The 22383-nt window shown below is 65.2% G+C and carries 19 protein-coding genes and 1 pseudogene; 6 read left to right on the top strand and 14 right to left on the bottom strand.

Translation table 11 applies throughout. The features are described from left to right. Position 1: 1 nt before the first annotated feature. The 5 genes from ACKLLE_RS12440 to ACKLLE_RS12420 all read left to right on the top strand — a co-directional run bounded on the left by ACKLLE_RS12440 (position 2) and on the right by ACKLLE_RS12420 (position 6232). Entirely contained in the window at positions 2 to 1165 is a 1164-nt protein-coding gene (locus ACKLLE_RS12440) for an acyl-CoA dehydrogenase family protein (protein ID WP_420058163.1), read from the top strand. Continuing rightward, a complete protein-coding gene (locus ACKLLE_RS12435; protein WP_064301525.1) occupies positions 1162 to 2340 on the top strand; it encodes an MFS transporter in 1179 nt (392 codons plus the stop codon). Before ACKLLE_RS12440 ends, ACKLLE_RS12435 begins: the two co-directional genes overlap by 4 nt. Further along, complete coding sequence (locus tag ACKLLE_RS12430; protein WP_420058162.1) at positions 2324 to 3355, top strand: glucuronyl hydrolase; 1032 nt, start codon at positions 2324 to 2326, stop codon at positions 3353 to 3355. Before ACKLLE_RS12435 ends, ACKLLE_RS12430 begins: the two co-directional genes overlap by 17 nt. 298 nt (positions 3356 to 3653) lie before the next feature. Further along, positions 3654 to 4667, top strand: coding sequence for an extracellular solute-binding protein (locus tag ACKLLE_RS12425; RefSeq protein ID WP_064301523.1), 1014 nt, complete (start codon positions 3654 to 3656; stop codon positions 4665 to 4667). Then, positions 4667 to 6232 carry an ABC transporter permease gene (locus tag ACKLLE_RS12420; RefSeq protein WP_420058161.1) on the top strand — a complete coding sequence of 522 codons (1566 nt, stop codon included), beginning with the start codon at positions 4667 to 4669 and terminating at the stop codon, positions 6230 to 6232. Before ACKLLE_RS12425 ends, ACKLLE_RS12420 begins: the two co-directional genes overlap by 1 nt. Here the strand turns inward: ACKLLE_RS12420 and ACKLLE_RS12415 are convergent, their stop codons facing one another. The 13 genes and pseudogenes from ACKLLE_RS12415 to ACKLLE_RS12355 all read right to left on the bottom strand — a co-directional run bounded on the left by ACKLLE_RS12415 (position 6233) and on the right by ACKLLE_RS12355 (position 20560). Then, the gene (locus ACKLLE_RS12415; protein ID WP_420058236.1) at positions 6233 to 6937 is read right to left on the bottom strand and encodes a methyl-accepting chemotaxis protein; all 705 of its coding nucleotides are present in this window, start codon (positions 6935 to 6937) and stop codon (positions 6233 to 6235) included. It abuts the gene before it with no gap. A gap of 201 nt (positions 6938 to 7138) precedes the next feature. After that, a pseudogene (locus ACKLLE_RS12410) lies at positions 7139 to 7351 on the bottom strand (methyl-accepting chemotaxis protein); the annotation flags it as partial. 957 nt (positions 7352 to 8308) lie between these two features. After that, a complete protein-coding gene (locus tag ACKLLE_RS12405; RefSeq protein ID WP_009399554.1) occupies positions 8309 to 9601 on the bottom strand; it encodes an adenylosuccinate synthase in 1293 nt (430 codons plus the stop codon). Between the two features lie 56 nt (positions 9602 to 9657). Beyond that, positions 9658 to 10845, bottom strand: coding sequence for an ATP phosphoribosyltransferase regulatory subunit (locus tag ACKLLE_RS12400; protein ID WP_009399553.1), 1188 nt, complete (start codon positions 10843 to 10845; stop codon positions 9658 to 9660). A 278-nt stretch (positions 10846 to 11123) separates the two neighbouring features. Beyond that, on the bottom strand, positions 11124 to 11993 hold the full coding sequence (gene hflC, locus ACKLLE_RS12395) for a protease modulator HflC (protein ID WP_009399552.1): 870 nt from the start codon (positions 11991 to 11993) through the stop codon (positions 11124 to 11126). After that, the gene (gene hflK, locus ACKLLE_RS12390) at positions 11993 to 13168 is read right to left on the bottom strand and encodes an FtsH protease activity modulator HflK (RefSeq protein WP_064301519.1); all 1176 of its coding nucleotides are present in this window, start codon (positions 13166 to 13168) and stop codon (positions 11993 to 11995) included. Before hflK ends, hflC begins: the two co-directional genes overlap by 1 nt. 97 nt (positions 13169 to 13265) lie before the next feature. Further along, positions 13266 to 14567, bottom strand: coding sequence for a ribosome rescue GTPase HflX (hflX, locus tag ACKLLE_RS12385; RefSeq protein WP_064301518.1), 1302 nt, complete (start codon positions 14565 to 14567; stop codon positions 13266 to 13268). A 12-nt stretch (positions 14568 to 14579) separates the two neighbouring features. Then, positions 14580 to 14840 carry an RNA chaperone Hfq gene (hfq, locus tag ACKLLE_RS12380; RefSeq protein WP_009399549.1) on the bottom strand — a complete coding sequence of 87 codons (261 nt, stop codon included), beginning with the start codon at positions 14838 to 14840 and terminating at the stop codon, positions 14580 to 14582. Positions 14841 to 14934: 94 nt separating this feature from the next. Continuing rightward, a complete protein-coding gene (gene miaA / locus ACKLLE_RS12375; RefSeq protein WP_064301517.1) occupies positions 14935 to 15909 on the bottom strand; it encodes a tRNA (adenosine(37)-N6)-dimethylallyltransferase MiaA in 975 nt (324 codons plus the stop codon). A 4-nt stretch (positions 15910 to 15913) separates the two neighbouring features. Further along, complete coding sequence (mutL, locus tag ACKLLE_RS12370) at positions 15914 to 17797, bottom strand: DNA mismatch repair endonuclease MutL (RefSeq protein WP_009399547.1); 1884 nt, start codon at positions 17795 to 17797, stop codon at positions 15914 to 15916. Beyond that, a complete protein-coding gene (locus ACKLLE_RS12365) occupies positions 17794 to 19239 on the bottom strand; it encodes an N-acetylmuramoyl-L-alanine amidase (RefSeq protein ID WP_279896555.1) in 1446 nt (481 codons plus the stop codon). The genes mutL and ACKLLE_RS12365 overlap by 4 nt, the downstream gene beginning before the upstream one ends. Before the next feature lie 2 nt (positions 19240 to 19241). After that, positions 19242 to 19712, bottom strand: coding sequence for a tRNA (adenosine(37)-N6)-threonylcarbamoyltransferase complex ATPase subunit type 1 TsaE (gene tsaE / locus ACKLLE_RS12360; RefSeq protein ID WP_064301515.1), 471 nt, complete (start codon positions 19710 to 19712; stop codon positions 19242 to 19244). Then, entirely contained in the window at positions 19700 to 20560 is an 861-nt protein-coding gene (locus tag ACKLLE_RS12355) for an NAD(P)H-hydrate dehydratase (protein WP_420058160.1), read from the bottom strand. The genes tsaE and ACKLLE_RS12355 overlap by 13 nt, the downstream gene beginning before the upstream one ends. 64 nt (positions 20561 to 20624) lie before the next feature. Here ACKLLE_RS12355 and queG point away from each other — a divergent pair, with 64 nt between their 5' ends. Beyond that, positions 20625 to 21704, top strand: a complete 1080-nt coding sequence (queG, locus tag ACKLLE_RS12350) for a tRNA epoxyqueuosine(34) reductase QueG (protein ID WP_064301513.1) — start codon at positions 20625 to 20627, stop codon at positions 21702 to 21704. Here queG and ACKLLE_RS12345 read toward each other — a convergent pair. Beyond that, a complete protein-coding gene (locus ACKLLE_RS12345) occupies positions 21686 to 22297 on the bottom strand; it encodes a trimeric intracellular cation channel family protein (protein WP_009399542.1) in 612 nt (203 codons plus the stop codon). The genes queG and ACKLLE_RS12345 overlap by 19 nt on opposite strands. Positions 22298 to 22383: the final 86 nt, after the last annotated feature.

Here is a 22383-nt window from a genome sequence, read left to right as displayed (position 1 = left end):
CATGAGCAACGCATCTCCTGAGGCAATCGACCTGGCACGGCGGGTTCGCGTCTTCGTCGACGACCACATCCTGCCCCATGAACTGGCGCTGGGCGCCTATGACCCGGCGGCCGCCGTGCTGGCCGCCGGGTTGCAGGCAAAGGCCCGGGCGGCCGGGCTGTTCGGCAGTTTCTATCCGGGCAGCCCGATCACCCGCCTGAGCGATTACCTGGCGGTGGCCGCCGAGGAAGGCCGCAGCGAATTCGCCCCGGCGATCCTCGGCTGCGACGCCACCCTCGACACCTGGATGCTGGATCGCCATGCCAGTCCGGAGCAGCGCGAGGCATTCCTGTTGCCGCTGCTGCGTGGCGAGTCGGTGCCCTGCTACGCCATGTCCGAGCCGGACAGCATCGGCTCGATCCCGGCGACCCTGCAGTGTCGTGCCGACTGGCAGGGCGATCACTGGCGGCTGAACGGGCGCAAGTGGTTTATCTGCCGCGCCGCCCGGGCCGACTTCGCCACGGTGATCACCCGCACCGGCGACGGCGCGGTCGGTGAAGCGCTGTCGATGCTGCTGGTGCCCACCGACAGCCCCGGCTTGCGCTTCATTCGGCCACTGGCCCTGCTGGGGCGCCAACAGGGCCAGGGCGAACTGCATTTCGACAATGTGCGGGTCGAGGCCTCGCAGGTGCTCGACGAGCCCGGTCAGGGCATCGCCTTGATGCAGCGCCGTCTCGGCCTTGGCCGCCTGCTGCGGGCTGCGCACTGGCTAGGGCTGGCGCAGCGCTGCTTCGATGATCTGTGCGCGCGGGTGCATTCGCCTCGCGGCCAGCTGGCGCGGCTGGCCGACAAGCAACTGGTGCGCGGGCGGGTCTATCAGGTATATCGCGATATCGCCGCCGCCCGTGGCCTGCTGCGGGATGCGGCGGAGAAGTTCGACCTGGGCCTGCCCAACGCCATCGAGGTCAACCTGGCCAAGCTGGCGGCCTCGGATGCGCTGTCCGGCGCGGTGGACTCGGCGATGCAGATCATGGGCGCCGAGGGCCTGAGCGAGCTGTCGCCGCTGTCGGGCATCTACCGGCATGCGCGCACCACGCACATTCTCGACGGCACCGACGATGCGCTGATCAGCACCCTGGGTCGCGATCTGCTGGCCGCCACGGCACCGGGCAAGGTGAACCCATGAAAAAGCACGCCGCCCTGGCCGCCCTGCTGACCTGCGCCATGGGCCTGCCGATGATGATCTTCTACGCCCTCGGCGTGCTCGGCCCGCAACTGATCGCCGACCTCGGCATCGACCGCGAACACCTTGGCTGGCTGACCACCAGCGCCTTCGGCCTGGCGGCGCTGCTGTCGCCCTGGGCCGGGGCACTGGTGGCGCGGATCGGCTCGCGCAACGGGCTCCTCGCGCTGTTTTTGCTGGTAGCGCTGTCGTTCAGCTTGATGGCGGTGCTGCCCGGCTTCGTCGGGGTGGTGATCGCCCTGTCGTTCTGCGGCGTGGCCCAGGCTCTGGCCAATCCGGCGACCAACCAGGCCATCGCGCAAACGGCCGATGCACCGAAGGCAGCATTGGTGGGGTTGAAGCAGGCGGGCGTGCAACTGTCGGCGTTGATTGCAGGGTTGGCGCTGCCTGCCTTGAGCGCGTGGCTGGGCTGGCGTCTGGCGCTGGCCTGCTGGGTGCCGGTGGCGCTAGTGCTGGCGCTGTGGGTGCCGGGGCGGGTCGCCGCGCCAGCGGCAGGCACCCGTGCGCCGCTGCGCGTGGTCTCGGCCAATGGCTGGCTGCGGCGGCTGATGGCAATCCAGGCTTGCGCCGGGTTGTGCCTGTCGTCGTTCATCACCTTCTTCGGCGTGTATGCCAGCAGCCTTGGGGCCAGCCCTTCCAGAATCGGCTTGATGGTCAGTTGCTTCGGCCTGATGGGCATCGCTTCGCGCCTGGTGCTGACCCCGCTGGGTGCGCGCCTGAAAGATGAAACCGTGCTGCTTGGCGGGCTGTTCCTGTTTGCCCTCGGGACCCTGCTGGTGATGCAGCAGGCGTCGGGCAGCAACCACTTGCCGTTGTGGCTGGGGGTGAGCGGCATGGGCCTGAGCCTGGTGGCGAGCAACGCCGTGGCCATGAGCATGCTGCTGCGCGATGCGCGGTTCGGTGGTGTTGCCGGCAGTGCGGGCATGCTGTCGCTGGGCTTCTTCGGTGGTATCGCCGTGGGGCCACCATTGTTCGGCGTGCTGCTGCGCCAGCCCGGCGGATTCGCAGTGGCCTGGACCCTGCTGCTGGTCGCCCTGTTGGTCGGCGCCGTGCTGTGCCGCAACCTGTATCGCACCCGTCGTACCGAGGAGGGCCGTTCCCATGCCGGCACAGCGTAAGCGCAAGGCGGTGGTCGACGCTCTGTTCAAGCAGCTCGACAGCATTTCCCGGCAGTGCGGCGAACAGTTCCCGCTCTACCGCCTGCCCCGCGAACGCAAATGGAAACTCTCGCGGCGCGGCTCGTGGCTGGGTGGTTTCTGGGCCGGGCTGTGGTGGCGGCGGGCGGCGTACACCGAGCTCAGCGAAGATCTGGACCAGGCCGCGTTCTGGAGTCGCCAACTGGTAGCGCAGCTGGACGAGCCGAGCCTGAACCGCAGTTTCGTGTTCTGGTACGGCGCCGCCTTTGGCGGGCGCCTGGCCCAGGATCAACCGGCACGGGAGCTTGCCTTGCGTGCTGCCGACACCCTGGCCCGGGATTACCGCCCGGATATCGGCGGCTGGCCGCTGGGCCCCGGCATGGGGGGTGGCGACCGCGGGGATGCGACCCTGAATATCGATGCGCTGGCGCCAACGTTGGCGTTGATGCATCTGCAGGCGGACAAGCGCGAGATGGCACGCAGTCATCTGGAGCTGTGTCTTCGCACCTTGCGCGGGGAAGGCGGGGCGTGGGCGAGCCATGCGCAGTTCGATGAAGACGGTCGCATCAGCCGTGGTCCGGCTGGCCAATGGGCACGGGGGCAGGCCTGGGCAATGCTCGGGCTGGCTGAAGCGGTGAAGCTTTATGGCGGCGTCTATGCGGCGCCGGCCCGTGAAGCGTGTGCCTATTGGCTGGAACGCTGGGGCAAGGACATGGGCGATGCCGATCCCTGTGCCATGGCCATCGCCTCGCTGGCGTTGCTGCGCCTATGGCAATGCCTGCCGGGGATGAATGAATGGCGGGACCTCGCGTTCAAACAGCTTGAAGGGTTGATGTCGCTGGAGGTGCAGCAGGGGTGCTTTGTCGGGCATTACTACCGGACCGGGGTGGATCAGGAGCAAATGGTGGAATCGGCTTGTGCGACGTTCTTCCTGGTGGAGGCGTTGTTGACCCAGGACCAGGTGATGGCGGCGCAGGGCGGGATCGCGGGTTGGTAGATTCAGGGAGCGACGCGGACCCTGTGGGAGCGGGTTTACCCGCGATTGCTGTAGTGAATTCACCATAGCAATCGCGGGTAAACCCGCTCCCACAGGTACGCGTCGTGCCTTGGAACTGTTCTCTGTGCGACAGCGCAGCCTGAAAGGCTGGCGGACTCCCACAGGGTCCGGCAGTGTTCTTTCGATAAAGCGGAAATCCGATAGTCAGCTCATGAAATTCCCGCCATGCAGCCACTTGAGAAACGATTTCGTTTACCATTGTTTCCAAATATGTAGCCGCAAGCGAGGATTGACCCGCATGACGATTCGCAGTAACCCGATTTTGCGCGGCCTGGCCGTTTCCCTTCTCGGCCTGGTGCTTGCCGCACCTGCCGCGATGGCCGCCGATCCGGTGACCCTGACGCTCTACAACGGCCAGCACAAGGAAATCGGCGAAGCCATCGCCAAGGCCTACGAGGCCAAGACCGGCATCCATATCAACATCCGCAAGGGCAGCAGCAACCAGCTGGCCAGCCAGATCATCGAGGAAGGCGAGCGTTCTCCCGCCGATGTGATCTACACCGAGGAATCCCCGCCGCTGAACAACCTCGGCGAACTGGGCCTGCTGGCGACCATCGATCAATCGACCCTGGACGTCCTGCCCAAGGAATTCGTCGCCGCCAACGGTACCTGGATGGGCGTGACCGCACGCACCCGGGTCGTGGCCTTCAATCCCAAGGAAATCGACGAAAAGGACCTGCCGCAATCGGTGATGGACTTCGCCGGTCCGGAGTGGGACGGCAAGATCGGCTTCGTGCCGACCAGCGGTGCCTTCCAGGAGCAGGCCGTGGCCATCCTGAAAATGCACGGCCGCGAAGCCGCCGAGGAATGGCTGACCGGACTCAAGGCCTTCGGCAAGACCTACACCAACAACATGGTCGCCCTGAAGGCCGTGGAAAACGGCGAAGTGGCTGCGGTGCTGGTCAACAACTACTACTGGTATGCGCTGAAGAAGGAGCGCGGCCAGCTGGATTCCAAACTGTATTACCTGGCGGACGGCGACGTCGGCGGCCTGATGACCATTTCCGGCGCCGCTGCGGTCAAGGCCAGCAAGCATCCGAAGGAAGCCCAGGCCCTGCTCGCCTGGATGGCCAGCGAAGAAGGCCAGCGCGTCATCACCCAGACCACCGCCGAGTACCCGCTGCACAAGGGCATGGTCTCCGACCAGGGCCTGAAGCCGTTCGAAGACCTGCGTCCGCCGAAGATCACCCCGGCCGACCTGGGTAATGCCGAGGAAGCGCTGGAACTCGAACGCGAAGTCGGCCTGCTCTGATGAGCGCCGCGCTTCCCGTGGAGCTGAAAAGCGGCTTCGTGCCGCGGCGCAAGCGCCCGTCGGTGTGGGTGGTGCTGCCGGTCCTGCTGCTGGTGGGGCTGAGCCTGCTGCCGCTGCTGTACGTAGCGATGAAGACCTGGGAAGCCGGCTGGCACGAGGCTCTGCGCCTGATCTGGCGGCCCTTCGTCTGGGGCCTGATGCGCAATACCTTGCTGCTGATGGTCGGGGTCACCGTCACCTGTGCGGTGGTCGGCCTGTCCCTGGCCTGGCTGCTGGAACGCAGCGACCTGCCCGGGCGGCGCCTGTGGGGCGTGGTGTTGTGCCTGCCGTTCGCCGTGCCGTCCTTCGTCAGTGGCTTCACCTGGGTGTCCCTGAGCCCGAAATTCGAAGGGCTGTGGGGCGCGATCCTGGTGATGAGCCTGTCCAAGTATCCGCTGGTGTTCCTGCCGGTGGCAGCGACCCTGCGCAACCTCGATACCTCGTTGGAAGAGTCGGCACGAACCATGGGCTGCAACCGCCGGGCGGTGTTCCGCCGGGTCACCCTGCCGCTGCTGTGGCCGTCGATCCTTGGTGGCTGCCTGCTGATCGCCCTGCACATGCTGGTGGAGTTCGGCGCCCTGTCGATCCTCAACCTGCAGACCTTCACCACAGCGATCTACCAGCAATTCGAGCTGGAGTTCAGCAATGCCAACGCGGCGATGCTGTCCGCCGTGCTGCTGCTGATGTGCTTGCTGATGTTGTGGCTGGAACTGCGGGTGCGCGGCAAGGCGCGGCATGTGCGGATCGGCCAGGGCGTGGCCCGGCGCGGCGCGCCGATCCGCCTGCGCGGTTGGATGCCGCTGGGCCAGGCGTATTGCCTGGGCCTGGCGATCCTCGGCAGCGGCATTCCGCTGGGGATGCTGGCGTACTGGTTGAGCGTGGGTTCGTCGGCGGCCTTCCCGGTGGCGGACATCAGCCGGGCGCTGCTGTCGTCGCTGTCGATCTCCTTGGGTGGTGCCGGCGTGAGCCTGCTGCTGGCCCTGCCGGTCAGCTTCCTGGTGGTGCGCTACAAAGGCCGGCTGGCGATCTGGGCCGAGCGCCTGCCGTACCTGTTGCATGCCCTGCCGGGGCTGGTGATTGCGCTGACCCTGGTGTATTTCGCCCTGCACTATGTGCCGGCGCTGTACCAGACCACCGGGCTGTTGCTGCTGGCCTATGCCTTGCTGTTCCTGCCGCTGGCCCAGGCGCCGGTGCGCACGGCCTTGACCAAGGCCGCACCACAGCTGGAAGAGGCGGCACGCACACTCGGCGCGACGCCGTTCATGGCGTTTTGCCGGATCACCCTGCCGATCATCTTCCCGGCCCTGGCCGCCGCCTTCGCCCTGGTGTTCCTCGACGCCATGAAGGAACTCACCGCGACCCTGCTGCTCAGCCCCACCGGCATGACCACCCTGGCCACCGAGGTCTGGGCGCATACCGCCAACGTCGAGTTCGCTGCGGCGGCGCCCTACGCGGCGCTGCTGATCCTGGTGTCCGGGTTGCCGGTGTACCTGCTGACCACCCGGATGTACCTGAACCGCGCCTGATCAGGCGCGGAACTGGCCCAGGCTGGCCTTGAGCTGGGCCGCCAGTTCATCGAGCACCTTGCTGCTGGCGGTGGTCTGCATGACCACCTGGGCCGCGCGTTCGGCCTGGACATGGATGTTTTCCACCCTTCCCCTTACCGCCTGCGCGCCCTGGGCCTGTTGCTCGGCAGCGCGGGTGGCCAGGCCGATGGCTGCATGCACCTGCTCTACCGAGGCCTGCACCGACTGTTGCAGACGGGCGTTGTCGCGCAGCACCAGCAAACCTTCGCTGGCCTGGCGCCCGGCCTGGCTGATCGCCGCCACGGCTTCCTTGGCGCCTTGCTGCAGCGCGCCGATATGGGCCTGGATGTCGCCCGTCGAGCTTTGCGTCTTGCTCGCCAGTGCCCGCACTTCGTCGGCTACCACGGCAAAGCCGCGCCCGGTCTCCCCGGCCCGCGCCGCCTCGATCGCCGCGTTGAGCGCCAGCAGGTTGGTCTGCTCGGCGATGCCATGGATCACGGTCAGCACCACTTCGATCTGCTCGCTCTGCTCGGCCAGGCGCTCGATCACCTTGGAGCCGGTATCCACCTGGCCGGCCAGCGCCTCGATCAACGTGGCGACCTGGGCCGAGCTGCGGCTGTTCTCGTCGGTGGCCTGGCGGATATCCACTACCTGCTGCAAGGCCTCCTGCATGGCACGGCTTTCCGCCTGCGCCTCATCGGCCATGCTCGACAGGGCGCGCAGGCTTTCCGCCACCTCGTCACGCTGCAATGCAGCAGCAGAGTCGGCGCCGGCGCTGCGCTGGGCCATGCTGCTGATCTCCACACCGGTGCGCTGCGCCACTTCGCCGGCCTCGCGGACAATGGGTTGCAACTTGTCGACGAAGCGGTTGACCGCCGCGGCCATGTCGCCGATCTCGTCGCGGCTGTCGATGGCTACGCGCTTGGTCAGATCGCCGTCGCCGGCGGCCAGGTCATCGAGCGCGGCGATCAGCAGGCGCAGCTTGTTGACCACGCGCCGACCCAGAACGATCGCTACCACCAGCAGCACACCGCAACCGACCAGCGCCAGGCCCGCACCGATGCGCCAGCGCAGGGTGGTTGCGGCATCCTGCACGCTTTGCGAGGTGTTGGCCTTCATTTGCAAGGCGCTGCCCTGGGCGGTCTGCAGGCGGCTTTGCAGGGCCTTGGTACTGTCGGCAGCGGCGCTGGTCAGGCTGTCGGCCACCAATTGGTCGCCGCTGGCGATCAGGGCGGAGAAGCGCTTGTCCAGGGCTTGCAGTTCGGCGTCCACCGAGGCGGTGGAGATCCCCATCAAGACTTTGCCGATCTCGGCGCCATTGGGGTTGATCGAGGCCTCGACGAAGTACACCGCCGGGTCGTTGCGCGCGGCATCCAGCACCTTGTCGAGGGCGCGCTCGCCCTTGCCCTTGTCGAGCAGGGCCTGGTTGATCGGGTTCTGGCGGTTCAGGTAGCGCGTAAGGTGCTCGCCCTGGGCGTCGTCATAGACGACGAAAAGCACGTTGGGATTGCGCTGGGCACGACGGGCGAACTCCGACAGGGTCGGCACGTCCACGTCCCAGATGGCCCGGGGTGCCACCGAGGCGAGCAGTTCGGCCATGTCGTTGGCCGAGTCGCGCAGGTTCTTCTCCAGGGTGGCGCGCAGTTGCGCCTGCTCTTCTTCCAGGCGCGACGATAAACCGGCGGTAAGACGCTGGCGGGTACTTTCGGAAAGGCTGCTCAGCCCCGAGCTGACTTCCTTGGCCGCCTGGTCGAGTTCGGTTGCCAGTTTCTGGCTGTCGGCGCCCAGGCGATCGCCCAGATCGGCCTCCAATGCCGTGACCGTGCTGCGGGTCAACACCACAGCGACGACCACCTGCACCAAAAGAGCGATACCAAGCGCCACAAAGACAGGCCGCAAGAGGCGGCTTCGTAACAATGAGATAACGGCAGACACAATGAATCCCTCTGCTATTTGGAGCCATTACAGTGATGGCAATCCTGAAGGCAATTTCACAGCAAGGCTTGTGCCGCAGCAGAGGGTCAAAAACGCCAAAGGCCCCTAAAAAGGGGCCTTTGGCTTTATCGCTTGGCTAAATCAGGCGAAAGGATGACGCAGGACAATAGTCTCGTTGCGGTCAGGACCGGTCGAGATGATGTCGATCGGCGCACCGACCAGCTCTTCCACGCGCTTGATGTAGGCACGGGCGTTGGCCGGCAGCTCGTCCAGGGTCTTGGCGCCCACGGTCGATTCGCTCCAGCCCGGCATTTCTTCGTACACCGGCTCCAGGCCGATGTAGCTGTCGGCGTCGGTCGGAGCGTCGATGACGGCACCGTTTTCGTTCTTGTAGCCCACGCAGATGCGGATGGTTTCCAGGCCGTCCAGCACGTCCAGCTTGGTCAGGCACAGGCCCGAGATGCTGTTGACGTCGATGGCGCGACGCAGGATGACGGCGTCGAACCAGCCACAACGACGGGCCCGGCCGGTGGTGGCACCGAACTCATGGCCGCGTTTGGCCAGGTAGGCACCGACGTCATCGAACAGTTCGGTCGGGAACGGGCCGGAACCGACGCGGGTGGTGTAGGCCTTGGTGATGCCGAGGATGTAGTCGATGTACATCGGGCCAACGCCGGAACCGGTGGCGATGCCGCCAGCGGTGGTGTTGGAGCTGGTGACGTACGGGTAGGTACCGTGGTCGATGTCCAGCAGCGAGCCCTGGGCGCCTTCGAACATGATGTCCTTGCCGGCGCGGCGCAGGGCGTGCAGCTCGGCGGTGACGTCGAGCATCATCGGCTTCAGTTGCTCGGCGTAGGCCATGCACTGGTCCAGGGTTTCCTGGAAGTCGATGGCCGGCTCCTTGTAGTAGTTGACCAGCTGGAAGTTGTGGTAGTCCAGCAGCTCGCCCAGCTTGGCGGCGAAACGCTCGCGGTGGAACAGGTCGCCGACACGCAGGCCACGACGAGCGACCTTGTCTTCGTAGGCCGGGCCGATGCCACGACCGGTGGTGCCGATCTTCTGCTCGCCACGGGCCTTCTCGCGTGCCTGGTCGAGGGCCACATGGTAGGACAGGATCAGCGGGCAGGCCGGGCTGATACGCAGGCGATCGCGAACCGGGACGCCTTTTTCTTCCAGCTTGGTGATTTCACGCAGCAGGGCGTCGGGAGCGACGACCACGCCGTTGCCGATCAGGCACTGCACGCCTTCGCGCAGGACGCCCGAAGGAATCAGGTGCAGCACGGTTTTCTCGCCGTCGATCACCAAGGTGTGACCTGCGTTGTGGCCACCCTGGTAGCGCACTACGGCGGCGGCATGTTCGGTCAGCAGATCGACGATCTTGCCTTTGCCCTCATCACCCCATTGGGTGCCCAGGACTACGACATTCTTACCCATAACACTTGTCCTCATTCGCGCAAACTTGGCGCCGGCGAGAGGGCCGGCGGCTAATCTCAGATGGCCAGTGGCAGAACCTGCCAGAGCCCGTTTTGCAGAATCAATTGCCGGTCGCAGTCCGCCTCGATGGCGGCAGCCAGCGGCTGGCCAGGCAATGCCTGCACAACCCGCTGACCGTCACTGCGCAACTGGCAGACCAACTGCCACAGAGCCGCATCCACACTGTCGGGCATCCAGATCCCGCCAGTGGGCAACACGACCTCTGCCCGCCCCAGTGTTACCAGGGTCTTCAAATCCGTGGAGAAACCGGTGGCCGGACGTGCCCGGCCGAAGTCAGCTCCGATATCGTCGTAGCGACCGCCCTGGGCGATCGATTGGCCGACACCCGGGACGAACGCGGCGAACACCACACCGGTGTGGTAGTGGTAGCCACGCAGCTCGCCCAGGTCGAAATACAACGGCAGGTCCGGATAACGCGCGGTCAACCGGTCGGCGATGCTCATCAGGTCATCCAGCGCTGCCAGCACTGCGGCCGGGGCACGGCCCAGGCGCACGCGGGCGGCTTCCAGCACTTCGCGGCCGCCGCACAGCTCGGCCAGAGCGCGGAGCATGCCGGCCAGGTCTGCCGGCAGGTTGGCGGTCAGGGCGATGACTTCGTCGATGGCCTTGCGCTGCAGGGCATCGAACAGCTGTTGCTCGACCGCACCGGACAGCCCGGCGGCACGGGCCAGGCCGCGGTAGATACCGACATGGCCGAGGTCCATGTGCACATCCGGCACGTCGGCCAGTTGCAGCATGGCCAGCATCAGGCTGATCACTTCCACGTCGCTGACCGGGCTGGCGTCGCCGTACAGCTCGGCACCGAGCTGGATCGGGCTGCGCGAGGTCGACAGGGCCCGTGGCTGAGCGTGCAGGACGCTGCCGGCGTAGCACAGGCGGCTCGGGCCTTCGCGGCGCAGGGTATGCGCATCGATGCGCGCGACCTGCGGCGTGATGTCGGCACGGAAGCCCATCTGCCGGCCGGATTGTGGATCGACCACCTTGAAGGTCCGCAGGTCCAGGTCCTGACCGGCACCGGTGAGCAGCGATTCCAGGTACTCGATATGGGGAGTCACGACGAACTCGTAACCCCAGCTCTGGAACAGATCCAACACCTGACGACGCGCGATCTCGATGCGCGTCGCTTCAGGTGGCAGTACTTCTTCGATGCCATCTGGCAGCAGCCAGCGGTCTACCGTTGCCATTACGCCATTTCCCCTGTGGTCCGGGCGGCCAGCCCGCGGGCGCGGCCGTGAGTGAAGCAGGTTCCGGCAAATCACGCGCGCAGCGCCGATTCCAGCGTTGCCGCAGTGCCGAGACCCTCGTGAATCATTGGTCGCGCCCCGGATCGCGGGCCTGTTCCGGCATTCGATCTCGCAGACGCAAAAAAGCCGGGAATTTCCCGGCTGCCGCATCATACACCCGTTGTCTTGCAGAAATCACCCCGCCCGACGCATTAGCCGCCCAGCGGGGTGATTCGACTTCAAGGTTTCGCTTTGTTCATGAAGCGGAAGAACTCGCTGCTCGGGTCGAGGACCAGAACATCGTCCTTGCTGCTGAAGCTCTCGCGGTAGGCATTCAGGCTACGGTAGAACGCGTAGAACTCCTGGTCCTGGCCGTAGGCCTTGGCGTAGATCGCCGCCGCCTGGGCATCACCGTCACCGCGGGTCTCTTCCGACTCGCGATAGGCTTCCGCCAGCAGTACCCGGCGCTGACGATCGGCGTCGGCACGGATGCCTTCGGCCAGCTCGTTACCCTTGGCGCGGTGCTCGCGGGCTTCACGCTCACGCTCGGTGCTCATCCGCTCGAACACGCTGCGGTTCACTTCCTTCGGCAGGTCGATGGCCTTGACGCGAACGTCCACCACCTCGATGCCCAGCTCCTTCTCCGCCATGCGGTTCAGGGAAGCGGTGATATCGGCCATCAGCGCATCGCGCTCACCGGAAACCACTTCATGCAGGGTGCGCTTGCCGAACTGGTCGCGCAGGCCGCTTTCCAGACGACGGGACAGGCGCTCGTCGGCGATCTGCTTCATGCCGGAGGTCGCGGTGTAGAAGCGCTCGGCGTCCTTGACCCGCCATTTGGCGTAGGCATCGACCATCACCGCTTTCTTCTCCAGGGTCAGGAACCGCTGGGTCGGGGCGTCGAGGGTCATCAGGCGGGCGTCGAACTTGCGCACCTGGTTGACGTACGGGATCTTCAGTTGCAGGCCGGGCTGGACATCCGCCTGGACCACCTTGCCGAAGCGCAGGAGCACCGCGCGCTCGGTCTGGGCCACGATGTAGAAGCTGTTCCAGGCCACGATGGCCAGGACCACGCCGACAATCAGGGCGATCAGCGATTTATTGCTCATCAGCGGCTCTCCCTGGTGCGCACTTGCTGTTGCTGTTGCAGGTCCACGGCACGGGCGGCGTCGTTGACCGAAGTCGCAGGCGCGCTGTTTACCGGTGCACTGGCACTGCGGCTACCACCGACCATCTTGTCCAGCGGCAGGTAGAGCAGGTTGTTCTGCCCGTCCTTGCCGGTGACGAGCACCTTGCTGGTGTTGCTGTAGACCTCTTGCATGGTCTCCAGGTACAGACGCTCGCGGGTGACCTCAGGTGCCTTGCGGTACTCGGCGACCAGCTTGGTGAAGCGGTCGGCCTCACCCTTGGCACGGGAGATGACTTCATCGCGGTAGCCGTTGGCGTCCTCGATGATGCGCTGTGCCTGACCACGGGCTTCCGGCACCACGCCATTGGCGTAGGACTCGGCCTGGTTGCGGGCACGCTGCTCGTCTTCACGGGCACGGATCACGTCGTCGAAGGCCTCCTGTACTTCACGCGGGGCTGCCGCGCTCTGCACGTTGACCTGGGTGACGGTGATGCCGGTACGGTAGGTGTCGAGGAAGCGTTGCAGACGCTCCTTGATCTCCACGGCCATCTGCTCGCGGCCTTCGGTCAGCACCTTGTCCATCGCGGTCGAGCCGACCACGTGGCGCAGGGCGCTGTCGGTCGCGTGCTGCAGGCTGACTTCAGGCTGGTCGACGTTCAGGACGAAGTCCTGCAGGTTGCTGATCTTGTACTGCACGGTCAGCGGCACCTCGACGATGTTCTCGTCCTCGGTCAGCATCTGGCCCTGCTTGGTGTACGCACGCTCGCGCGTGACGTTTTCCATGTACTTGCGGTCCATCGGCGGGAAGTAGATGTTCAGGCCCGGCCCTACGGTCTCGTAGTACTTGCCGAAGCGCAGCACCACGGCCTGCTCCTGCTCGTCCACGACGTAGACCGCGCTGTACAGCCAGATGGCCGCCAGTACGGCAAGGCCGACGCCGAGCAGGCCGAAGCCGCCACCTTTGGGAAGGCTGTCGCCACCACCACGTTTCTTGCCGCTGCCAAACATGCCGTTCAGGCTGTCCTGCAGCTTGCGGAAGGCCTCGTCGAGATCCGGAGGGCCTTTCTTGTCGCCGCCGCCGCCACCACTACCGCCGCGACGCCCACCCCAGGGATCCTGATTGTTCGAGTTGCCACCCGGCTCATTCCAAGCCATAGCGCTCTCCATCTGATAAAGCAAAGACGCGCCAAACGGCGCGCCGTCCAATGCTACAGAATGCCTGTGACGGCTGCCTGACCGCGTCGCCAGGCATTTATTGCAAAGTATGTTGTTCGATGAACTCGACCGGCTCCAGCCCTTCGCGCGCCACCAGGCGGTTGAAGTCGGCCCGCGGCAAACGCACGGCCAACAGGCTGCTGCCCTCCTCGTCGTGTTCTTCGTTCTGCACGGCCCCCGCCGCAAAGAATTGCGCACGCAAACGCGCGTAGCGCTGTTCCAGGCGAAGGGTGCCGATGAACAGGTCATCCCCCAGCAATTCGGCAATCGCCTGCCCCACCAACTCCAGTCCGCGACCCTCGCGGGCCGAGACCCACACCCTTTCAGGCTTGCCGTCGGCATTGCGCTGGATATGTGGCTCAATGCCTTCAAGCAGGTCGAGTTTGTTATACACCTCGAGGATCGGCAAGCCTTCGGCACCGATCTCGCCGAGCACCGCCATCACCTGCTCGATCTGCGCCATGCGTTCGGGCTCGTGGGCATCGATCACATGCAGCAGCAGGTCGGAGTTGCTCGACTCTTCGAGCGTAGCCCGAAAAGCCTCGACCAGCTTGTGCGGCAGGTGACGAATGAAGCCCACGGTGTCCGCCAGCACGATCGGCCCGATGTCGCCCAGTTCGAGACGGCGCAAGGTCGGGTCGAGGGTGGCGAAGAGCTGGTCGGCGGCATAGACCTCGGACGAGGTCAGGGCATTGAACAGGGTCGATTTGCCGGCGTTGGTATAGCCCACCAGTGAAACCGAAGGTACGTCGGCCCGCTTGCGCCCGCGTCGCGCCTGTTCACGCTGGCTGCGCACCTTCTCCAGGCGCGCCTTGATCTGGCGCAGGCGCACTCGCAGCAGGCGGCGGTCGGTTTCCAGCTGGGTTTCACCCGGACCACGCAGACCGATACCGCCTTTCTGCCGTTCAAGGTGGGTCCAGCCGCGAACCAGGCGCGTGCTCATGTGTTCGAGCTGCGCCAGTTCGACCTGCAGCTTGCCTTCGTGGGTACGGGCACGCTGGGCGAAAATGTCGAGGATCAGCCCGGTACGGTCCAGCACGCGACACTCAAAGACACGCTCGAGGTTACGTTCCTGGCTGGGCGTAAGGGTGTGGTTGAAGATGACCAGGTCGGCCTCTTCGGCCTTGACCAGGTCGCGCAGTTCCTCGACCTTGCCGCTGCCGATCAGGAACTTGGCAGTTGGCTGGTGTCGCGCCACATTGGCAAGCGCAACGATATCGGCGCCGGCCGACAAGGCCAGCTCCTGGAACTCCTGCGGGTCTTCGCGCGCCTCAGGGCTCTGACCTTCCAGATGAACGAGAACGGCCCGTTCACCACCACCGTGGCGCTCAAAGAACAAAGCAGGCTCCTATCAGGCGTTACCTGGCTCAGCGTCGCCGTGATCGGCATCAGCTGCGCTAGGCAGACGAATCGGACGGACCGGAACGACGGTCGAGATTGCGTGTTTGTACACCATCTGGCTGACGGTGTTCTTCAGCAGGATGACGAATTGGTCGAAGGACTCGATGGTGCCTTGCAGCTTGATGCCGTTGACCAGATAGATCGAAACCCCGACTTTTTCCTTTCTCAAAGTATTCAAGTAAGGGTCTTGTAGCGAATGCCCTTTTGACATATGCCGCACTCCTGTAAGGATCAATAGTAAAAAAACAAGAAAACTGATGGCTCAAGCCGCCCCACCCCCAAGGATAGACGGCAATTTGCGGGATTCAGCCCAATATGGAGGCGCTCCCGAGGTATTTCAAGGTGCGAGACAGATTGTCGCAAGCCAGGCTGTCCAACCAATGAAGGCCGGCCCAACTGCGCAACCAGGTAAATTGCCGCTTCGCCAACTGGCGGGTGGCAATGATGCCGCGCTCCTGCATTTCAACTGAAGTCAGCTTGCCATCAAGGTGATCCCAGACCTGGCGATAACCAACTGCCCGTATAGACGGCAGTCCCGCGTGCAAGTCACTTCTCGCACGCAGCAATCGGACCTCGTCAATGAAGCCCTGTTCCAGCATTTGCGTGAATCTTGCTGCAATTCGCTCATGCAGAACCTGTCGGTCCTGCGGGGCGATGGCCAGGCTGGCGACAGTATAGGGCAATTGCCCCTGCCCAGAAGGGTCAGTGCTATTACTTTGCTCAGCTTGACGCAAACGATGTGACGTCATCGTTGAACCGCTCACCCGATACACTTCGAGCGCACGGATCAGGCGCTGCGGATCATTCGGATGGATACGCGCCGCCGAGACCGGATCGACCGCTGCGAGTTCGTCATGCAGTGCCTGCCAGCCCTGCCGCTGCGCCTGGGCTTCCAGGTCGGCGCGCACCTGCGGGTCGGCCGCCGGCATATCCGCCAGGCCTTCCAGCAGGGCCTTGTAATAAAGCATGGTGCCGCCCACCAGCAACGGAATCTTGCCCCTCGCGGTTATATCGGCCATGGCGTCGAGGGCATCGCGGCGGAAATCCGCAGCGGAATAGCTTTCTGCCGGATCGAGGATGTCGATCAGACGATGGGGATGGGCCGCGAGGATGTCCTTCGACGGCTTGGCCGTGCCGATATCCATGCCGCGATAGATCAACGCCGAGTCGACGCTGATCAGCTCGCAGGGCAGCACCTTGGTCAGTTCGATGGCCAGGTCGGTCTTGCCCGCCGCGGTCGGGCCCATCAGGAATATCGCAGGAGGTTTCGACAACGCCATTCTTTCAACGACCGCGCAGGAACAGTTTGTCCAGGTCGTCCAGGCCCATCTGGGTCCAGGTCGGGCGACCATGATTGCATTGGCCGCTGCGCTCGGTGTTTTCCATGTCGCGCAACAGGCCATTCATTTCCGGGATGGCCAGGCGCCGGTTGGCCCGCACTGCGCCGTGGCAGGCCATGGTGCCAAGCAACTCGTTCAGGTGCGCCTGGATCCGGTCGCTGGTGCCATATTCCATCAGGTCGGCGAGAACGTCCTGCACCAGGCGATTGGCCTCGGCCTGCTTGAGCAGCGCCGGAATCTGCCGGATCGCCAGGCTTTCCGGGCCCAGGCGCTGCAATTCGAAGCCCAGACGCTGGAACCACTGGGCATGCTCTTCCGCGCAATCCGCCTCGCGCTGGCTCAGGGCCAGGGACTCCGGCACCAGCAGCGGCTGGCCGCTCAGGCCTTCGCTGGCCATGGCGATCTTCAGGCGCTCGTACATGATCCGCTCATGGGCCGCGTGCATGTCCACCAGCACCAGGCCATGGGCGTTCTCGGCCAGGATATAGATGCCTTTCAGTTGCGCCAGGGCGTAGCCCAGCGGGGGAATGTCGCGCTCGCTCTCCGGCAGCGGCGCCGGTTGCGCATTGGCCAACGGCGAATAGAACTCGCGATAGACCTCGCGCGCCTCCTCGACCGGCACGCTGGCAGTCGGTCGCGGCGTGTAGTTGTATTGGTAACCGCTGCCGGCAGGGCTCGCCGAGGGCGCCGCGAGCGGCTGCTCCAGCACGGCAGCGGAAAGCCGCATCTCGCCCTGCGGCCCGAACTCCCCGGCCTGCAAGCCGGTAGCCCGGATGATTTCCTCGGTCGCCGCCGGTGCGGCCACCTGGTCGTCCGGCCGCACATCGGCCAGTGCCCGGTGCAGCGTGCCGTAGAGGAAGTCATGGACCATGCGCCCATCGCGGAAGCGCACCTCATGCTTGGTCGGATGAACGTTGACATCGACGCCGGTCGGATCGAGTTCGAGGAACAGCACGAAGGTCGGGTGCCGACCATTGAACAGCACATCGCGGTACGCCTGGCGCACTGCGTGGGCGACCAGCTTGTCGCGTACCGCGCGGCCGTTCACGAAGAAATATTGCAGGTCCGCCTGGCTGCGCGAAAAGGTCGGCAACCCGACCCAGCCCCACAGGCGCAGGCCATTGCGTTCGATTTCGATCGGCAGCGCCTGCTCAAGAAAACCCGGCCCGCAGATCGCCCCGACACGCCGCGCCCGGGACAGCTCGTCCGGCGCCTCATGCAGGCTGAGAATGCTCTTGCCGTTATGACGCAGGTGGAACCCGACATCGAAGCGCGCCAGGGCCAGGCGCCGGATCACTTCCTGGAGATGGTCGAATTCGGTCTTCTCGGTCTTGAGGAACTTGCGTCGCGCCGGCGTATTGAAGAACAGGTCGCGCACTTCCACCGACGTGCCTACCGGATGGGCCGCGGGCTGCACCCGGGGCGCCATGTCGCGGCCTTCGGTTTCCACCTGCCAGGCCTGCTGGGCGTCGCGGGTGCGCGACGTCAGGGTCAGGCGCGCCACGGAACTGATCGACGCCAGGGCCTCGCCACGGAAGCCAAGGCTCATTACCCGCTCCAGGTCCTCGAGATCACGGATCTTGCTGGTGGCGTGACGCGCCAGTGCCAGCGGCAGGTCGTCGGAGGCGATACCGCTGCCGTCGTCGCGCACCTTGAGCAGCTTTACTCCACCCTGCTCGACTTCGACATCGATGCGCCGGGCGCCGGAGTCGAGGCTGTTTTCCAACAGTTCCTTGATCACCGAAGCCGGCCGCTCGACCACCTCGCCCGCGGCGATCTGGTTGGCAAGGCGCGGGCTGAGCAGTTCTATTCGCGAAGCGGAACTCATGGCTGGCCCGCCAGGGTAGTGGCGGGAATGTCGAGGTTCTGGCCGACCTTCAGCTCATCGCTCTTGAGGCTGTTGCTGCTGCGCAGGCTGGCGACGCTGACCTGGTAGCGCACGGCGATCATCGCCAGGGTCTCGCCCGGGCGTACCGTGTGCTCGCGCGGGCCCTGGGCAATCTTGCCGTTGTCACGCAACCAGGCGATGTAGGTGCCTGGCGGCGGGTTCTGCTGGAAGAACTGCTTCACACCGCTGTGGATCGAGCGCGCCAGCGACTGCTGGTGGCTCGGCGTGGCCAGCTTGGCTGCTTCGGCGGCGTTGGAAATGAAGCCGGTTTCCACCAGGATCGACGGGATATCCGGCGACTTCAGCACCATGAATCCGGCCTGCTCGACCCGGCGCTTGTGCAGCGAGGTCACCCGGCCGATATTGCCCAGCACCTTCTGCCCCACGTTCAGGCTGGAGCTGAGGGACGCGGTCATCGACAGGTCGAGAAGCACGCCTGCGAGCATACGGTCCTTGTCGTCAAGGCTGACGTTGCCGGCACCACCGATCAGGTCGGAGCGGTTCTCGCTGTCCGCCAGCCAGCGCGCGGTCTCGGACGTTGCGCCGCGATCGGACAGGGCGAATACCGACGCACCGAAGGCGGCCTTGGACGGTGCCGCATCGGCATGGATCGAGATGAACAGGTCGGCGCCCTTCTTGCGGGCGATCTCGGTGCGCTTGCGCAACGGGATGAAGTAGTCGCCGGTGCGGGTCAGTTCGGCGCGGAAGCCCTTTTCGGTATTGATCTGGCGCTGCAGTTCCTTGGCGATCTGCAGCACGATGTCTTTTTCGTGCTGGCCGCGGGAGCCCGAGGCACCCGGGTCTTCACCACCGTGACCGGCGTCGATGGCAATGACGATATCGCGCTTGCCGTTCGGCACGGGCGGCAGCTTGATCGCCGGCTGCGCCGGGGTGACCGGTACCGCAGGCGGCGTGGCGGCGGTGGCCGCTGGTGTCGGCGGCGTTGCCGGCGCCGACGCGGCGATGGCGTCGGCTTCCTGGTCGTACAGGTCGACCACCAGGCGGTTGCCATACTGTGCATTGGGCGCGAGCGTGAAGCTCTTCGGGGTGACCGCCTTGTTCAGGTCAATGACCACGCGCAGGTCGGTAGGCGTGCGCTGGGCCGAACGCACGGAAGTGATGGGAGTATTGGAAGTGGACGCGGTCAGCGGTGCGGCCAGGGTGGCGCCGTTGATATCGATGACCAGGCGATCCGGCGCGGTCAGGGTGAAGACGCTGTGTTCCACCGGACCGGACAGGTCGAAGACCAGCCGGGTGTTATCCGGCGCCCGCCACAGACGCATGCTCTTGACCTGCGAGGCCGCGAACGCCTCGGCGGTCACTGCCGTAAGCAGCAGTCCTACGACGGCAACCAGTGCGCGAAAGCGCATACCTTTCCCCATTTCTATTTGAATTCCACGGCCAGAGCGGCACACCAGGCTTCACCGCGAGCACCTTGCGGCGACAGGCTCAAGCACCGGCCGCCCGCCTGGGGGCTTATGGTAATGGTCAGGTCCGGCTTTGGCAAAATGCCCTCACCCTTGCCAGGCCACTCGAACAGGCACAGCGCGTCGCCCTCGAAATAGTCGCGAATCCCCATGAATTCCAGCTCTTCCGGATCGACCAGACGATAAAGATCGAAGTGAAAAGCTCGGACTTCGCCAATCTCGTAGGGTTCCACAACTGTAAATGTAGGACTTTTCACCGCGCCGGTATGTCCGAGGCCGCGAATGATGCCCCGGGACAGCGTGGTCTTGCCTGCGCCGAGGTCCCCTTCGAGAAAGATCACGCCATGACCTTGGGTCACCTGGGCGATACGCGCGCCGAAGTCGACCATGGCCTGCTCATCGGCCAGAAAAAGGGTTATGCCTGACACGCTGAATGCTCCTCCAACAACTGACGAATAGATGGCACCAGGTCGTGGGCCGCCAGCCCGCGCCCCTGGTCGCCAAGGCGCTCCCCGGCGCAAGCGTGCAACCAGACACCGAGGCAGGCGGCATCCCAGGCGCTCATTTCCTGGGCCAGCAGGGCACCGAGCACACCGCTCAGCACATCGCCCAGCCCCGCCCCTGCCATTGCCGGATGCCCGCGCTTGCACACGGCCAATTGGCCGTGTGGCTCGGCGATCAGGGTGCCGGCGCCCTTGAGCACGCACACCGCCGCATATTTGCGCGCCAGCTTGCGCGCCGCGCCGGGGCGGTCGGCCTGCACCGCCTCGGTGGAAATGCCCAGCAGGCGCGCGGCCTCGCCGGGATGCGGCGTGATGATGCTTCCGCGGACCAGGGCCATCGGCGACGAGGCCAGCAGGTTCAGGGCATCGGCATCCCAGATCTGCGGCAGGCGCGAACTGGCTGCTGCCGACAGCAGGCTCCGCCCCCAGGCCGCCTGGCCGAGCCCGGGGCCGACCACCAGTACCGAAGCGCGCTCGATCGGTGCCATCAGTTGGTTCGCGGAATGCACGCCCAGGCTCATGACTTCGGGCAAACGGGCCAGGGCTGCCGGCACGTGTTCAGGACGGCTGGCCACGGAAACCAGCCCGGCACCGCAGCGCAACGCCGCTTCGGCGCCCAGCAGCACGGCGCCACCGGTGCCACGATCACCGCCAATCAGCAGGACATGGCCGAACTGCCCCTTGTGGGCATTGAAAGGACGCGCAGGCAGGCTCGCCAGGACGTCTCGCGTCAGTACAAGCGGCTCGTGCGGGGGGTGTTTGGTCTGAGGCATGCGTCGTAGGGCTCCGATGTCTGGCAGAATTATACGCACCTGTCCTTTTATTGCCCTATTTCGCATGTCTGTCTCTTCCCTCGACCTCCCCGCCCTCGCCCGTTCGATCAAGGATTGGGGGCGTGAACTGGGCTTCGCCCACGTCGGCATCGCCGGCGTGGACCTGGCCGAGCACGAACAGCACCTCGAGCGCTGGCTGGCGGCCGGTTATCACGGCGAAATGGACTACATGGGCGCACACGGCAGCAAGCGCTCCCATCCCGACGAACTGGTACCCGGCACCGTGCGGGTAGTCTCGCTACGCATGGACTACCTGCCCGGCGACACGCAGATGGCCCAGCGCCTGGCCCAGCCGGAACGGGCCTACATTTCCCGCTACGCCCTGGGCCGCGACTACCACAAGCTCGTGCGCAAGCGCGTGCAGCAACTGGCCGAGCGCATCCAGACGGCCATCGGCCCGTTCGGTTTCCGTGCCTTCGTCGACAGCGCGCCGGTACTGGAAAAGGCCATCGCCGAGCAGGCCGGCCTGGGCTGGATCGGCAAGAACACCCTGCTGCTCAACCGCAAGGCAGGCAGTTACTTCTTCCTCGCCGAGCTGTTCGTCGACCTCCCGCTGCCGGTGGACGAAGCCCAGGCCACCGAGCATTGCGGACGCTGCAGCGCCTGCCTGGACATCTGCCCGACCAACGCCTTCGTCGGCCCCTACGTGCTGGACGCGCGGCGCTGCATTTCCTACCTGACCATCGAGCTGAAAAACGCCATCCCCGAAGAACTGCGGTCGATGATCGGCAACCGTGTATTCGGTTGCGATGACTGCCAGATCGTCTGCCCCTGGAACCGCTTCGCCAAGGACACCGTGGAAAACGACTTCAAGCCGCGCCACGGCCTGGACAACGCCGGCCTGGCCGAGCTGTTCATGTGGGATGAGGAACGCTTCCTCGCCAGTACCGAGGGCTCGCCGCTCAGGCGCGCCGGCTACGAGCGCTGGCTACGCAACCTGGCGGTGGGCCTGGGCAATGCACCTTCGACCATACCGGTGCTGGAGGCCCTGAATGCACGCCGCGAGCATCCCTCGGAGCTGGTCCGCGAGCACGTGGAATGGGCGCTCAGGCAGCATGCCGAGCGTCAATGCTCGTCGTTGTAGTGGAACTTGGGCATTTCCCAGTGGAAGCGGATCGCCAGCAGGCGCAGGAGGAAGCCGCCGAAAAGGGTAATCAGGATCGATTGTTCGGCGGGCAGTTTCAGCCAGATGCAGCCCATGTAGCACCAGGCGGCAGCGAAGGAAACGCTGGCGTATAGCTCACGGCGGAACACCAGCGGGATGTCGTTGCAGAAAATGTCGCGCAGGATGCCGCCGAATACCCCGGTGACCACGCCACTGATGGACGCCACCAGCATGCCGTGCCCCAGTTCCAGGGCGGTCATGCAACCGATCAGGGTGAACGCCACCAGGCCCAGGGCGTCGAGTACCAGGAACAGCGAACGCAGATGGCGCATCAGCGGCGCGATGAAGATGGTCAGCAACGCGGCGACGCTGGTCAGCACCAGGTATTCCGGGTGCTTGACCCACGTCAACGGGTAGTGGCCCAGCAACACATCGCGAACCGAACCACCGCCCAGCGCGGTAACGCAGGCAATCAGCACCACCCCGAACCAGTCCATACCGCGGCGGCCGGCGGACAGCGCGCCGGTCATGGCTTCGGCGGTGATCGCAATGAGGTAGAGCATCAGCAGCATGGTGCGGGTCCTGGCAGAAAGGCGCGAAGTCTAACCAGTTGCTGCTGGCACCAAAAGGGGGCACAACTTTCGAAAGAGCCTCGATC

The organism is Pseudomonas bharatica, assembly GCF_048586865.1.
In the GTDB taxonomy this organism is placed as follows: domain Bacteria; phylum Pseudomonadota; class Gammaproteobacteria; order Pseudomonadales; family Pseudomonadaceae; genus Aquipseudomonas; species Aquipseudomonas bharatica.
The sequence above is the reverse complement of the archived record's forward strand: the minus strand, read 5'-3'. Positions and strand labels throughout refer to the sequence as shown.

Excerpts from the sequence above, each read along its gene's own strand:
- ACKLLE_RS12440 (WP_420058163.1), top strand. The coding sequence starts at position 2 with ATGAGCAACGCATCTCCTGAGGCAATCGACCTGGCACGGCGGGTTCGC.
- ACKLLE_RS12435 (WP_064301525.1), top strand. The coding sequence starts at position 1,162 with ATGAAAAAGCACGCCGCCCTGGCCGCCCTGCTGACCTGCGCCATGGGC.
- ACKLLE_RS12430 (WP_420058162.1), top strand. The coding sequence starts at position 2,324 with ATGCCGGCACAGCGTAAGCGCAAGGCGGTGGTCGACGCTCTGTTCAAG.
- ACKLLE_RS12425 (WP_064301523.1), top strand. The coding sequence starts at position 3,654 with ATGACGATTCGCAGTAACCCGATTTTGCGCGGCCTGGCCGTTTCCCTT.
- ACKLLE_RS12420 (WP_420058161.1), top strand. The coding sequence starts at position 4,667 with ATGAGCGCCGCGCTTCCCGTGGAGCTGAAAAGCGGCTTCGTGCCGCGG.
- ACKLLE_RS12415 (WP_420058236.1), bottom strand. The coding sequence starts at position 6,937 with ATGGCCGATGAGGCGCAGGCGGAAAGCCGTGCCATGCAGGAGGCCTTG.
- ACKLLE_RS12405 (WP_009399554.1), bottom strand. The coding sequence starts at position 9,601 with ATGGGTAAGAATGTCGTAGTCCTGGGCACCCAATGGGGTGATGAGGGC.
- ACKLLE_RS12400 (WP_009399553.1), bottom strand. The coding sequence starts at position 10,845 with ATGGCAACGGTAGACCGCTGGCTGCTGCCAGATGGCATCGAAGAAGTA.
- hflC (WP_009399552.1), bottom strand. The coding sequence starts at position 11,993 with ATGAGCAATAAATCGCTGATCGCCCTGATTGTCGGCGTGGTCCTGGCC.
- hflK (WP_064301519.1), bottom strand. The coding sequence starts at position 13,168 with ATGGCTTGGAATGAGCCGGGTGGCAACTCGAACAATCAGGATCCCTGG.
- hfq (WP_009399549.1), bottom strand. The coding sequence starts at position 14,840 with ATGTCAAAAGGGCATTCGCTACAAGACCCTTACTTGAATACTTTGAGA.
- miaA (WP_064301517.1), bottom strand. The coding sequence starts at position 15,909 with ATGGCGTTGTCGAAACCTCCTGCGATATTCCTGATGGGCCCGACCGCG.
- mutL (WP_009399547.1), bottom strand. The coding sequence starts at position 17,797 with ATGAGTTCCGCTTCGCGAATAGAACTGCTCAGCCCGCGCCTTGCCAAC.
- ACKLLE_RS12365 (WP_279896555.1), bottom strand. The coding sequence starts at position 19,239 with ATGGGGAAAGGTATGCGCTTTCGCGCACTGGTTGCCGTCGTAGGACTG.
- ACKLLE_RS12355 (WP_420058160.1), bottom strand. The coding sequence starts at position 20,560 with ATGCCTCAGACCAAACACCCCCCGCACGAGCCGCTTGTACTGACGCGA.
- queG (WP_064301513.1), top strand. The coding sequence starts at position 20,625 with ATGTCTGTCTCTTCCCTCGACCTCCCCGCCCTCGCCCGTTCGATCAAG.
- ACKLLE_RS12345 (WP_009399542.1), bottom strand. The coding sequence starts at position 22,297 with ATGCTGCTGATGCTCTACCTCATTGCGATCACCGCCGAAGCCATGACC.